The 13,329-nt window shown below is 69.6% G+C and carries 12 protein-coding genes; all 12 read left to right on the forward strand.

Features of this window, described 5'->3' with window-relative positions; translation table 11 throughout:
* The first annotated feature begins 234 nt into the window (after positions 1-234).
* The 12 genes from ACFQ9R_RS28575 to ACFQ9R_RS28630 are packed head-to-tail and all read left to right on the forward strand — an operon-like array spanning position 235 to position 13,327.
* Positions 235-1,410, forward strand: a complete 1,176-nt coding sequence (locus ACFQ9R_RS28575) for an acyl-CoA dehydrogenase family protein (protein ID WP_378994815.1) — start codon at positions 235-237, stop codon at positions 1,408-1,410.
* Positions 1,411-1,439: 29 nt separating this feature from the next.
* On the forward strand, positions 1,440-3,188 hold the full coding sequence (locus tag ACFQ9R_RS28580; protein ID WP_378994817.1) for an acetyl/propionyl/methylcrotonyl-CoA carboxylase subunit alpha: 1,749 nt from the start codon (positions 1,440-1,442) through the stop codon (positions 3,186-3,188).
* A 20-nt stretch (positions 3,189-3,208) separates the two neighbouring features.
* Positions 3,209-4,663 carry an FAD-dependent monooxygenase gene (locus ACFQ9R_RS28585; protein ID WP_378994819.1) on the forward strand — a complete coding sequence of 485 codons (1,455 nt, stop codon included), beginning with the start codon at positions 3,209-3,211 and terminating at the stop codon, positions 4,661-4,663.
* 23 nt (positions 4,664-4,686) lie between these two features.
* Complete coding sequence (locus ACFQ9R_RS28590; protein WP_067445797.1) at positions 4,687-5,013, forward strand: TcmI family type II polyketide cyclase; 327 nt, start codon at positions 4,687-4,689, stop codon at positions 5,011-5,013.
* Positions 5,010-6,287 (forward strand): beta-ketoacyl-[acyl-carrier-protein] synthase family protein, encoded by a 1,278-nt coding sequence (locus ACFQ9R_RS28595; protein WP_378658914.1) that lies wholly within the window; start codon positions 5,010-5,012, stop codon positions 6,285-6,287. The genes ACFQ9R_RS28590 and ACFQ9R_RS28595 overlap by 4 nt, the downstream gene beginning before the upstream one ends.
* Positions 6,284-7,507: a ketosynthase chain-length factor gene (locus tag ACFQ9R_RS28600; RefSeq protein ID WP_378994821.1), complete on the forward strand. Its 1,224-nt coding sequence runs from the start codon at positions 6,284-6,286 to the stop codon at positions 7,505-7,507. Before ACFQ9R_RS28595 ends, ACFQ9R_RS28600 begins: the two co-directional genes overlap by 4 nt.
* Before the next feature lie 14 nt (positions 7,508-7,521).
* The gene (locus ACFQ9R_RS28605; RefSeq protein WP_056819520.1) at positions 7,522-7,785 is read left to right on the forward strand and encodes an acyl carrier protein; all 264 of its coding nucleotides are present in this window, start codon (positions 7,522-7,524) and stop codon (positions 7,783-7,785) included.
* A 33-nt stretch (positions 7,786-7,818) separates the two neighbouring features.
* The gene (fabG, locus tag ACFQ9R_RS28610) at positions 7,819-8,601 is read left to right on the forward strand and encodes a 3-oxoacyl-ACP reductase FabG (protein WP_056819521.1); all 783 of its coding nucleotides are present in this window, start codon (positions 7,819-7,821) and stop codon (positions 8,599-8,601) included.
* Positions 8,602-8,630: 29 nt separating this feature from the next.
* Positions 8,631-9,578, forward strand: coding sequence for an aromatase/cyclase (locus tag ACFQ9R_RS28615; RefSeq protein ID WP_378994824.1), 948 nt, complete (start codon positions 8,631-8,633; stop codon positions 9,576-9,578).
* A complete protein-coding gene (locus ACFQ9R_RS28620) occupies positions 9,559-11,514 on the forward strand; it encodes an SDR family oxidoreductase (protein ID WP_378994826.1) in 1,956 nt (651 codons plus the stop codon). The genes ACFQ9R_RS28615 and ACFQ9R_RS28620 overlap by 20 nt, the downstream gene beginning before the upstream one ends.
* A 35-nt stretch (positions 11,515-11,549) precedes the next feature.
* Complete coding sequence (locus ACFQ9R_RS28625; RefSeq protein ID WP_378994828.1) at positions 11,550-13,121, forward strand: acyl-CoA carboxylase subunit beta; 1,572 nt, start codon at positions 11,550-11,552, stop codon at positions 13,119-13,121.
* Positions 13,118-13,327 carry an acyl-CoA carboxylase epsilon subunit gene (locus ACFQ9R_RS28630; RefSeq protein ID WP_328662528.1) on the forward strand — a complete coding sequence of 70 codons (210 nt, stop codon included), beginning with the start codon at positions 13,118-13,120 and terminating at the stop codon, positions 13,325-13,327. The genes ACFQ9R_RS28625 and ACFQ9R_RS28630 overlap by 4 nt, the downstream gene beginning before the upstream one ends.
* The last annotated feature ends 2 nt before the right edge of the window (positions 13,328-13,329 follow it).

Consider the following 13,329-nt stretch of genomic DNA (forward strand, 5'->3'; position numbering starts at 1 on the left):
TGCCGTCTTTTGTGCGTGTGCCATCGGTTCCGAAGGCGTTGCCCTGGTGATGATCCTGTGGTTTCCCCGGGGAGAACCTACGGGTCGACCGTAGAGTCGTTCCGCAGCTCTTGAATCGTCGCCGAATTCTGTGCGAGATTTTCGGTGATCGGTGAGCAGCGTTGTCGCCGAATAATTCTCGAACTTCTTCGATACCGCTTCGGTATTCACGATATTCGGCGAGAGGAATCGACCATGTCTACCAACCCGTCCCGTGAGGAACTCGTCGAGCGGGCCACGAAGCTGGCGCCGCTATTGCGTTCGCGGGCTCGCTGGATCGACGAGAACCGCCGCCTGCCCGACGATGTCATCGACGCGATCGAGGAATCCTCGCTGCTGAACATGCAGGTTCCCGCGCAGTACGGCGGCTACGAATCCAACACCCGGGATTTCGTGGACGTGCTCGCCGAGGTCGCCCGTGGCAACACCTCGGTGGCGTTCTGCCTGTCGATCTACGCCTCGCTCACCTGGATGTCGGCGCTGTGGCCCGACGCCGCGCTCGACGAGGTCTTCGCGACACCGAACGTACGGATCTCGGGCACCACCGCGCCCACCGGTACCGCGACGAAGGTCGACGGTGGGTGGGTACTGAACGGCACGTGGCGCTTCAACAGCGGTGTGCTGCACGCCCACTGGAAAGTCACCGTGGCGCTGCCGACCGAGCCCGGTGCCGAGCCGGTACCGATCTTCGCCCTGGTGCCGACCGCTGATCTGCGGATCGTCGACGATTGGTACACCTCCGGGCTGGAAGGCTCCGGCAGCGTCTCGACAATCGCCGAGAACGTGTTCGTGCCCGAGCACCGGGTGATCACCGGCGAGGACTTCTACCAGAATCGGTCCAAGTCGGCGGTGAACGTGCTCAAGCCGCAGTACGCGGCGCCGGTGCTGGTGCCGGTCACCGCGATCCAGACCGGTCAGCTGGTCGGTGCGGCGCGGGCGGCGCTGGCGGCGTTCGTCGAACGGCTGCCCGGTCGGCCCATCACCTACACCGATTACGCCAGCCAGCTCGACGCCCCGGTCACCCATTTGCAGGTCGGCGAGGCGGCCTTGCTGATCGAGGACGCCGAGGCGCGGGCACGGACCTACGCCGACGTGATCGATGCGAAGGCCGCGGCGAACGAGGCGTGGACCGAACAGGAACGGGTCTGGTCGCGGGTGCAGATCGGCTGGGTGGCCCACCAGGCCAAGCAGGCGGTGGAGATCCTGGCCCAAGCCAGTGGCGGTTCCTCGATCCAGCGCGACGTGCCGATCGCGCGGTTGCAGCGTGATATCCACGCGACCTCGCTGCACGCGATGATCACGCCCAGCGTGAACATCGAGCTCTACGGCCGTTCGCTGGTCGGCCTGCCGCCCAACACCGTCTACCTGTGACCGTGACGAAGCGACAGGGAGCAGCGACCATGCGCAAGGTACTCATCGCCAATCGGGGCGAGATCGCGGTCCGCGTCGTGCGCGCGTGCCGCGACGAAGGATTGGCCGCGGTCGCGGTCTACGCCGAACCCGACCGGGACGCGCCCCATGTGCGGCTGGCCGACGAGGCGTACGCGCTGGGCGGGGACACGCCGGCGACGAGCTACCTCAACGCCGCGAAACTGCTGCGCGCGGCAGCCGCCGCCGGTGCGGACGCGGTTCACCCCGGCTACGGATTCCTTTCCGAAGACGCCGATTTCGCGCAAGCGGTGCTCGACGCCGGTCTCACCTGGATCGGCCCGCCGCCCGCGGCGATCCGTGCGCTCGGTGACAAGGTGTCGGCCCGGCGCATCGCCGAGGCGGTCGGCGCGCCACTCGTGCCGGGCACACGGGACCCGATCGCCGGCGCGGCCGAGGCGGTCGACTTCGCCGACCGGCACGGACTGCCGATCGCGATCAAAGCCGCCCACGGTGGCGGAGGTCGCGGGTTGCGGGTGGTGCGCGAGCGCGCGGAGATCGCCGAGCTGTTCGACGCGGCCGTGCGCGAGGCCACCGCCGCCTTCGGGCGCGGGGAGTGCTTCGTGGAGCGCTACCTCGAGCAGCCGCGTCACGTCGAAACCCAGTGCCTCGCCGATGCTTTCGGGCATGTGGTGGTGGTGTCGACCAGGGACTGCTCGTTGCAGCGCCGCCACCAGAAGCTGGTGGAGGAGGCGCCCGCACCGTTTCTCACCGACGCCCAACGCGACGAGCTGTACCGGGCGTCGAAGGCGATCCTGTCCCAGGCGGGGTACGTGGGCGCGGGCACCTGCGAATTCCTGATCGGGCGAGACGGGACGCTGTCGTTCCTGGAGGTGAACACCCGGCTGCAGGTCGAACATCCCGTGAGCGAGGAAGTGACCGGGATCGACCTGGTCCGGGAGATGTTCCGGATCGCCCGCGGTGAACCCCTCGGCTACGACGACCCGCCCGCGCGCGGGCACGCGCTGGAGTTCCGCATCAACGCCGAGGACCCGGGGCGTGGATTCCTGCCCGCGCCCGGCACGGTGACGAAGTTCGCCGCGCCCTCGGGTCCGGGAGTGCGGATCGACACCGGCGTGGAGCAGGGATCGGTGATCGGCCCGGCCTGGGACTCGTTGCTGGCCAAGGTGATCGTCACCGGCGCCGACCGCGATCAAGCGCTGGCGCGGTCGCGCCGGGTGCTCGCCGAGCTCACCGTGGACGGCGTCGCGACGACGCTGCCGTTCCACCGCGCGGTGCTCGACGACCCCGCCTTCACCGGCGCGCCGTTCACGGTGCACACCCGATGGATCGAGACCGACTTCGACAATCGCATCGCCGCGCAGGACGTCGCGGGGGAGACGACAGTCGAACCCCAGCGGGAAACGATGGTCGTGGAGATCAGCGGCCGCCGGCTCGAGGTCTCGCTGCCCGCCCCCGACCGCATCGGCATCGCGTCGCCACGCCGCAGCGCTCGCACCGCACGCGGTGGACGCGGCGCCTCCGCCTCCGACGCGCTGGTCGCGCCGATGCAGGGCACCGTCGTGAAAATCGCTGTGACAGAAGGGCAATGGGTCGATTCCGGCGACCTCGTCGCCGTTCTCGAGGCCATGAAGATGGAACAGCCGCTTACCGCGCACCGGGCGGGCATCGTGCGCGAACTGACCGCCACTGTCGGCACGACGGTGAGCTCCGGCACCACAGTGTGCCGCCTCGACGACTCCGGAAGTCATGCGGCATGAACGGAATTCAGGAGGTAACCATGGACGCTGCCGTCATCGTGGCAGGCGCGGGACCGACCGGGCTGACACTGGCCGGGGAACTGCGGCTGACGGGCGTCGACGTGATCGTCGTCGACCGGCTGCCCGCCCGCACCGGGGAATCGCGTGGCATCGGGTTGACCCTGCGCACCACCGAAGTGCTCGACCAGCGTGGACTGCTCGGCCGCTTCGGCGCGATGGAGACCGGTTCGGCGGGGCATTTCGGCGGGATTCCGCTCGACCTCACGGTCCTCGGCGCACCGCTGGAAGCGCCACGCGTGGTGCCCCAGTCGACGACCGAAGCGGTGTTGGAGGGTTGGGCGCGTGAGCTGGGCGCCGACATCCGGCGCGGACACGAAGTCGTCGGGCTCGACAGCGACGCCGACGGCGTCACCGTGCACTTCGCGGAGCACGCGCCGTTGCGTGCCGGCTATCTCGTCGGCGCCGACGGTGGCCGCAGTGTGGTGCGCAAGGCCGCCGGGTTCGACTTCCCCGGCACCCCGGCCACCACCGAACTGCTGCTCGCCGATGTCCGCGGGGTGGAGATCGCGCCGCGCATGATCGGCCAGCAGGTATCCGGCGGCATGGTGATGAGCGCCCCGCTGCCCGGCGGCGCCTACCGGATCATCGTCGGCGAACGCGGCGCCGCACCCCGGCGTCGCACCGGCCCACCGGATTTCGCCGAGGTCGCCGACGTGTGGAAGCGGCTGACCGATGTCGACATCTCGCACGCCGAACCGGTCTGGGTGAGCGCCTTCGGTGACGCCGCGCGTCTGGTCACCGAGTACCGGCGGGGGCGGGTGCTGCTCGCGGGCGACGCGGCGCACGTCCATCTGCCCGCGGGCGGGCAGGGCATGAACACCGGCATCCAGGACGCGGTGAACCTCGGCTGGAAACTCGCCGCGGTGAGCCGCGGCAGGGCACCGGTCACCCTGCTCGACACCTACCACGGGGAACGTCACCCGGTCGGGCAGCGGCTGCTGGCCAACACCAAGGCGCAGAGCCTGTTCATCCTCGGCGGCGAGGAGGTCGGGCCACTGCGTGAGGTGCTGCGCGAACTCGTCGCCTATCCGGAGGTGGAACGGCACCTCGCGGCCAGGGTCACCGGACTCGACATCCGCTACGACGTGGGCGGCGGGTCCCATCCGCTGCTGGGTGCGCGGCTGCCACGGCGCAGGCTCGTGCGCGGCGCGCACGCCACCGACACCGCCGCCCTGCTGCGGCCGGGCCGGGGCGTTCTGCTCGACCTCACCGACAACCCGGCGCTGCGCCACCGGGCCCAGCCGTGGACCGACCGCATCGACGTGGTCACCGCGACCGCCACCGAACCGATCGACGCCGACGCGCGCACCACCGCGCTGCTGGTGCGACCCGACGGCCATGTGGCCTGGGTCGCCCCCGGTACGCACAACGACCTGCCGACCGTCCTGGACCGCTGGTTCGGGCCGGCCCGATGAACATCCGAGAGAAGGGGAAGTCAATGTTCAGCACACTGATCGTGGCCCGCATGGACCTCGCGTCCGCGGGCGATGTCGCCGGACTGTTCCGGGAATTCGACACCACCGAGCTGCCGCACCGGATGGGCACGCGCCGCCGTCAGCTCTTCCACTACCGCGGCCTGTACTTCCACCTGCAGGACTTCGACGAGGACAACGGCGGCGAACGGATCGAGGACGCCAAGACCGACGACCGCTTCGTGCGGATCAGTCAGGATCTCAAGCCGTTCATCGAGGCCTACGACCCGAAGACCTGGCGCTCACCCGCGGACGCGATGGCGCACCGCTTCTACGACTGGAACGCGCGATGAGCGGGCCCGAACGTCGCGTGGTGATCACCGGCGTCGGTGTGTCCGCCCCCGGCGGGGTGGGAACGAAGAGCTTCTGGGACCTGATCTCCAACGGCCGCACCGCGACCGGACGGATCTCGCTGTTCGATCCGGCGCCGTTCCGGTCCCAGGTGGCCGCCGAGATCGACTTCGACCCCGAATTACACGGCCTGACCCCGCAGGAGATCCGGCGGATGGACCGGGCGGCGCAGCTGGCGGTGGTCAGTGCCCGCGAGGCGGTCGCCGACAGCGGGCTCGAGTTCGACGATATCGACCCGTTCCGGACCGGTGTCACCATCGGCAGCGCGGTGGGCGCCACGATGGGCCTCGATGAGGAGTACCGCACCGTCAGTGATGGTGGGCGGCTGGAACTGGTCGATCACAACTACGCGGTGCCGCACCTCTACAACTACTTCGTCCCGAGTTCGTTCGCGACCGAAGTAGCTTGGGCGGTCGGCGCGCAGGGACCGTCGACCGTGGTGTCCACCGGGTGCACTTCCGGTCTGGACGCGGTCGGCTACGCCGCGGAAGTGCTGCGCGAAGGCGGCGCGGACGTGATGATCGCGGGCGCTACCGACGCCCCGATCAGCCCGATCACGGTGGCCTGCTTCGACGCGATCAAGGCCACCACCCCGCGCAACGACGATCCCGCGCACGCCTCGCGGCCCTTCGACGCCAGCCGCAACGGCTTCGTCCTCGGCGAAGGCGCGGCGGTGTTCGTGCTCGAGGAACTGGAGAGCGCGCGCAAACGCGGCGCGACGATCTACGCCGAGCTGGCCGGACACGCCACCCGTTCCAATGCCTTCCACATGACCGGTCTGCGCCCGGACGGCAAGGAGATGGCCGAGGCGATCCGCACCGCACTCGGCCAGGCGCGGATCGACGGCACCGAGATCGACTACATCAACGCGCACGGTTCCGGCACCAAACAGAACGACCGGCACGAGACCGCCGCGGTCAAGCGCGTTCTCGGCGATCACGCGTACCGCACGCCGATGAGCTCGATCAAGTCGATGGTCGGGCATTCGCTCGGCGCGATCGGGTCGATCGAGATCGCGGCGTCGGTGCTGGCGTTGGTCAACAACGTGGTGCCGCCCACGGCGAACCTGCACAATCCCGACCCCGAATGCGATCTGGACTATGTGCCGTTGACCGCGCGCGACCACAAGGTCGACGTGGTGCTGTCGGTGGGCAGCGGTTTCGGTGGGTTCCAGAGCGCGGTCGTGCTCGCCGATCCTTTCCGGAGCCGACGATGAGCGCCGCGGTGGTGACCGGGCTCGGCGTCGCCGCGCCGACCGGTCTCGGGCTGGAAGAGTACTGGCGCACCACGCTGGCCGGGCGCACCGGGATCCGCCGGGTCACCCGGTTCGACCCCGCGTCCTATCCCGCGCAACTGGCCGGGGAGATCACCGGGTTCGAGGCCGAGGAGCACCTGCCGGGCAGGCTGTTGCCACAGACCGACCGGATGACGCGGCTGGCTCTGGTGAGCGCGGACTGGGCCTTCGCCGACGCCGGCGTGCGACCCGACGAGCTGCCCGATTATGCCGCGGGCGTGATCACCGCCAGCAGTTCGGGTGGCTTCGAGTTCGGGCAGAACGAACTGCGCGCACTGTGGAGCAAGGGCGGCGAGTACGTGAGCGCCTATCAGTCCTTCGCCTGGTTCTACGCGGTCAACAGCGGACAGATCTCCATCCGCAACGGGCTGCGCGGGCCGAGCAGCGTGGTGGTCAGCGACCAGGCCGGTGGGCTGGACGCGGTGGCCCAGGCGCGCAGGCAGATTCGGCGCGGCACCACGCTGGTGGTGACCGGCGCGATCGACGCTTCGATCTGCCCGTGGGGGTGGGTGGCACAGCTGGCGGGCGGCGGACTGAGCACCGTTACCGACCCGGACCGCGCCTACCTGCCGTTCGACGCGCAGGCGGACGGCTACGTCCCGGGTGAGGGTGGCGCGCTGCTGGTCCTCGAGGACGCCGAGCACGCCAGACGCCGCGATGCGCCCCAGATCTACGGCGAGATCGCCGGGCACGCGGCCACCGTCGACCCGCGTCCCGACGGTCCGGGCGAGCCGGGGTTGCGCAGGGCGATCGAACTCGCCCTCGGCGACGCGGGGGTGACTCCCGCCGAGATCGACGTCGTCTTCGCCGATGCCGCAGGCATCGCTGAACTCGACCGGATCGAGGTCGACGCCCTGGTCGCGGTGTTCGGTGCGCGTGGCGTGCCGGTGACAGCACCGAAAACCATGACCGGACGGCTCTATTCGGGCGCAGCACCGCTGGACCTGGCCGCCGCCTTCCTGTCCATCCGCGACGGGGTGATCCCGCCGACCATCGGCACCGATCTTGCCGCGGACTACCAACTCGACCTGGTCACCGAGGTCAGGCCCGCACCCGTGCGGACCGCGCTCGTGCTCGCCCGCGGTGCGGGCGGGTTCAACTCCGCCATGGTCGTGCGCGGCCCCGAACACCTTCGCCCCTGAGGAAAGGAAAGCCCGTGTCGACATCGTTCACACTCGACGATCTGCGCCGCATCCTACGAGAAGGCAGCGGCGACAGCCCCGGCCTCGACGGCGAATTCGCCGATATCGAGTTCGAAGACCTCGGCTACGAGTCGCTGGCGCTGCTCGAGACCACCGGCCGGATCAAACGCGAATTCGGCGTCACCCTCGACGACGACGCCGTCGTCGCCGTGACCACGCCGCGCGCGCTGGTCGACCTGGTCAACGAACAGCTGCTCGAAGCGCCCCAGCCCAGCTGAGCGCGACACCGATTGCCCGACAGGAGAACAGATATGACCAACGACGACAAGGTGGCTCTGGTCACCGGCGCCACCAGCGGCATCGGCCTCGCCTCGGTCCGTCAACTGGCCGGGCAGGGACACCGGGTGTTCCTGTGCGCACGCAATAAGGAAGCCGTCGCCGACACCGTCGCGCAATTGCGGGGCGAGGGCTTCGACGTGGACGGCACCACCGCCGATGTCCGTGCGGCCGAGGATATCTCGGCATTCGTACGGGCCGCGGTCGACCGGTACGGCCCGGTGGACGTGTTGGTCAACAACGCGGGCCGCTCCGGCGGCGGCGTCACCGCCGACCTCACCGAGGAACTGTGGTCCGACGTGATCGCGACCAACCTCAACAGCGTGTTCCTGGCCAGCCGCGAGGTACTCACCACCGGCGGCATGCGAGAAAAACAGCGCGGCCGCATCATCAACATCGCCTCGACTGCGGGCAAGCAGGGCGTGGTGCTCGGGGCACCGTACTCGGCGTCCAAGCACGGCGTCGTCGGGTTCACCAAGGCGCTCGGCAACGAGCTGGCCCCGACCGGGATCACGGTCAACGCCGTGTGCCCCGGCTACGTGGAAACACCGATGGCACAACGGGTTCGGTCCGGCTACGCCGCGGCCTACGACACCACCGAGGACGCGATCCTCACCAAGTTCCAGGCCAAGATCCCGCTCGGCCGCTACTCCACCCCCGAAGAGGTGGCCGGCCTGGTCGGCTACCTGGCGTCCGATCTGGCCGCCTCCATCACCGCGCAGGCGCTCAATGTCTGCGGCGGACTCGGCAACTTCTGATTCCGGCCGACGAGCACCAGGAGACTCCCATGACGACGCAGACCACCCGCGAGGTCGAGCACACGATCACCGTGGCGGCCCCGCCGACCGAGGTGTACCGCCTTCTGGCCGAGGTGGAGAACTGGCCCCGGCTGTTCCCGCCCTCGGTGTATGTGACCCGCCTCGAACACGAGGGCAACGAGGAACGCATCCAGATCTGGGCCACCGCCAACGGTGAACCCAAGACCTGGATCTCGCGCCGCGTGCTCGAGCCCGAGCAACTGCGGATCACCTTCTGGCAGGAGGTGTCCGCGCCCCCGGTGGCCCAGATGAGCGGCACCTGGATCATCGAACCGCGCGAGGACGGCGGGACCGAGCTGCGGCTGCTGCACTCCTACCGAGCCATCGACGACGATCCGGACGGGCTGGCGTGGATCGAGAAGGCGGTCGACGACAACAGCCGTGCGGAACTGCCCGGTCTCAAGGCCGCGGTGGAGTCGGTGGTGCGCACCGCCGATCTGACCCTGTCGTTCGTCGACTCGGTCGAGATCGCCGGTGCGGCAAGCGATGTCTACGACTTCGTCAACGAGGCGAACCTGTGGACCGAGCGTCTCCCGCACGTGGCCTCGGTGCAGCTCACCGAGAACACCCCCGGTGTGCAGGTGCTGCGCATGGACACCCTGACCAAGGACGGATCGAGTCACACCACCGAGTCGGTCCGGGTCTGCTTCCCGCAGCACCGGATCGCCTACAAGCAGACCACCCTGCCCGCTCTGATGGCCCTGCACACCGGCTACTGGGAGTTCCGGACCAACCCCGACGGCACGACCACCGCGTCCTCGCAGCACACGGTGATCATCGAGGCGACACGGATCACCGAGATCCTCGGCCCCGACGCCGGGGTGCCCGAGGCGCGGACCTTCCTGCGCGAGGCGCTCGGGGGCAACAGCCGGGCCACGCTGAACCACGCCAAGAACTATGCCGAAGCCCGTCGATGACACCGACGTCCTGATCGTCGGCGCGGGGCCGGTCGGGTTGCTGCTCGCGGGTGATCTGGCCGGCGCGGGCGTCCGCGTGACGGTGGTGGAACAGCGGATCACCCCCACCACCGAATCGCGGGCCTCCACCCTGCACGCCCGCACCATGGACGTGCTCACCGAGCGGGGCGTGCTCGATCGGCTCGGGCCGCTGTCCGACGGCGGACCAGGGCACTTCGGCGGACTGCGCCTGGATCTGACCGAAGCCGATCCGGCCCACCGGTTCTCGGGCCAGTGGAAGTGCCCGCAGGTCCGGCTGGAAGCGGTGTTGCAGGAACGAGCACTCGAGGCGGGCGCGGTGCTCCGGCGTGGGCACCGAGTCACCACCCTGACCGCGCAGGCGGGCGCTGTGCTGATCGACACCGTCACCCCGGACGGCGAACGGCATACCCACCGTGGCGCCTACCTCGTCGGTTGCGATGGGGAACGCGGCACCGTGCGCGAGCTGGCCGGCTTCGAACTGGCGGGTCTCGAGGCCGGGCGGGAGATGCTGCGAGCCGACGTGGCCGGAATAGATATCCCGGCCCGTCGATTCGAACGACTCCCGCACGGGCTCGCGGTGTCCTCGCGCTGGCCCGACGGCAGCACCAGGGTGATGGTGCACGTCTACGGCGCCGCACCCCGCGCCGGGGGCGGGGAACCGGAGTTCGCCGAGATCGCCGATGCCTGGGAACGGGTGACCGGCGAGTCGATCGGACACGGAACACCGTTGTGGCGCAACGCGTTCGACGACACCAGCCTGCAGGTCACCCGGTACCGGCGCGGCCGGGTCCTGCTCGCCGGTGACGCGGCCCATCGGCAGATGCCGGTGGGCGGCCAAGCCCTCAATCTCGGCTTGCAGGACGCGGCCGACCTGTCGGGCCGGTTGATCGCCGCGATCACCGGCACCGCAGGCGAGGCCGAACTCGACGGCTATCACCGCACCCGCCACGCCGTCGGCGCGCGCACCCTGACCAATATCCGCGCCCAGACCTTGCTGCTGCTGGGCGGACCGGAGGTCGAACCTGCCCGGCAGCTGTTCGCCGAGCTCCTGCGGCTCGGCGATGTCCGATCCCATCTCGCCCGCATGATCAGCGGCCTGCCCGGTCCCGGCGACCCGGCGCCCGCACCACTCGATTCCAAGGAGACATCGATGAGCCTGACGAACAAGACCGCCCTGGTCACCGGATCCAGCCGCGGCATCGGCCGCGCGACCGCCCGCCAGCTCGCCGCCAAGGGCGCGCTCGTGGCCGTGCACTACGCGGACAACGAGGCCGCGGCTCGCGAGACCGTCGAGGTCATCGAGAACGACGGCGGCCGTGCGTTTCCCGTGCGGGCCGAGCTCGGCACGACAGGCGGCGTGCACGAGTTGTTCCTCGGTCTCGAACAGGGACTCAAGGAACGAACGGGGCAGACCACGCTCGACATCCTGGTCAACAACGCCGGTGTCACCACCCCGGCCGGCGTCGCCCCCGAGGACGTGACACCCGAGGACTTCGACCGGCTGTTCGCGGTCAATGTCCGCGCACCGTTCTTCATCGTGCAGCGCGCTCTCGGCCTGCTGCCCGAAGGCGGGCGCATCATCAACATCTCCTCGGGACTCACCCGATTCGCCAGCCCCGACCAGGTGGCCTACTCGATGACCAAGGGCGCGGTGGAACAGATCACGCTGCACTTCGCCCGACACCTGGCACCGCGCGGGATCACCGTCAACAGCGTCGCGCCCGGCATCACCAACAACGGCAGCGCCGTGTTCGACATCCCGGAGGCGGTCGAGCAGATGGCGCAGTTCTCGGCGTTCAAACGCGTCGGCGAGGCGGTCGACGTCGCCGATGTCGTCACCTTCCTCGCCACCGACGAAGCCCGCTGGATCACCGGCGCGTTCATCGACGCCACCGGCGGGACGCTACTCGGCTGACAGCACGGCCGCCGCCGACCACATCAGGAGATCCGATGACGACAGTGCAAGAACCCACCGGGTACACCCAACGGCTCGACGAACTCGACGCGCTCAAGCGCGCCGCACGTCTCGGCCCCGACCCGGCGGCCACCGAACGCCAGCACGCCAAGGGCAAACTCACCGCCCGCGAACGCATCGACCTGCTCCTCGACCCCGGTTCGTTCGTCGAGGTGGAGCCGCTGCGCAGACACCGGGCCACCGGCTTCGGACTGGAGGCGCGCAGACCCCACACCGACGGCGTGATCACCGGGTGGGGAACCGTGGACACGCGCACGGTCTTCGTCTATGCCAGCGACTTCCGGATCTTCGGCGGCGCACTCGGCGAGGCGCACGCCCAGAAGATCCACAAGATCATGGACATGGCCGTCACAGCGGGTGCCCCGCTGGTCTCGCTCAACGACGGTGCGGGCGCCCGCATCCAGGAGGGGGTGACGGCACTGGCGGGCTACGGCGGGATCTTCCGCCGCAACACCAGAGCCTCGGGAGTCATCCCGCAGATCAGCGTGATGCTCGGGCCGTGCGCCGGCGGGGCGGCGTACTCGCCCGCGCTCACCGACTTCGTCTTCGTGGTGCGCGATATCGCGCAGATGTTCATCACCGGCCCCGACGTGGTGCGCACCGTGACCGGCGAGGTGGTGACCCACGACGAACTCGGCGGCGCCGACATCCACGCCTCGATCTCGGGGGTGGCCCATTTCGTCTACGACGACGAGCAGTCGTGCCTGTCCGATGTTCGCGCGCTGCTGTCGATGCTGCCCGCCAACAATCGGGAGCTCCCGCCGGTGGCGTTCACCGCCGACCCCGCCGACCGGCAGACCACGGCACTGACCGACCTGGTGCCGCTGGACGGCAACCGCCCCTACGACATTCGCGAGGTGCTGGCCGAAATCGTCGACGACGGCGACTATTTCGAAGTACAGGCCACCTGGGCGACCAACCTGGTGTGCGCGCTGGCCCGGCTCGACGGCCACGTGGTCGGGGTGGTGGCCAGCCAACCGATGAGCCTGGCCGGGGTGCTCGACATCGATGCGAGTGAGAAGGGCGCGCGGTTCGTCCAGTTCTGCGACGCCTTCAACATTCCGTTGCTGACCCTGGTCGACGTGCCGGGGTTCCTGCCCGGCGTCGGACAGGAACACGCGGGCATCATCCGGCGCGGCGCGAAACTGCTCTACGCCTACTGCAACGCGACGGTGCCGCGAATCTCGTTGGTACTGCGCAAGTCCTACGGCGGCGCCTACATCGTGATGGACTCGCTGTCGATCGGCACCGATCTCGCGCTGGCCTGGCCGACCAACGAGATCGCCGTCATGGGCGCCGAGGCCGCGGCCGACGTGGTGTTCCGGCGCGAGATCGCCGCGTCGGAGGATCCCGCGGCCACCAGGGACCGCAAGATCGCCGAGTACCGCGAGGAACTCGTGCATCCCTACTACGCCGCCGAGCGCGGACTCATCGACGACGTGATCGATCCGCGCGACACCCGTGGCGTGCTGATCCGCGCCTTCGCCATGCTGGCGGGCAAGGACACCGATCTGCCCCGCCGCAAGCACGGGAATCCGCCGCAATGAGCGCCGAGGACCCGGTGCCCTTCCTTCGCGTCGAGAAGGGCAGCGCCGACCCGGACGAACTCGGCGCGCTGCTCGTGCTGCTGCTCGCCCGGCGACGGGCCGCCGCCGCGGCGCCGACCCCGACCAGGCCCGTCGCTCGCTGGCGGCGTCTGGAACGCCGACCCGCCTTCACCGACCCCCGCGCGTGGACCGGATCCACCCGCTGACG

Source organism: Nocardia sp. NPDC056541 (genome assembly GCF_042794235.1).
GTDB lineage: Bacteria > Actinomycetota > Actinomycetes > Mycobacteriales > Mycobacteriaceae > Nocardia.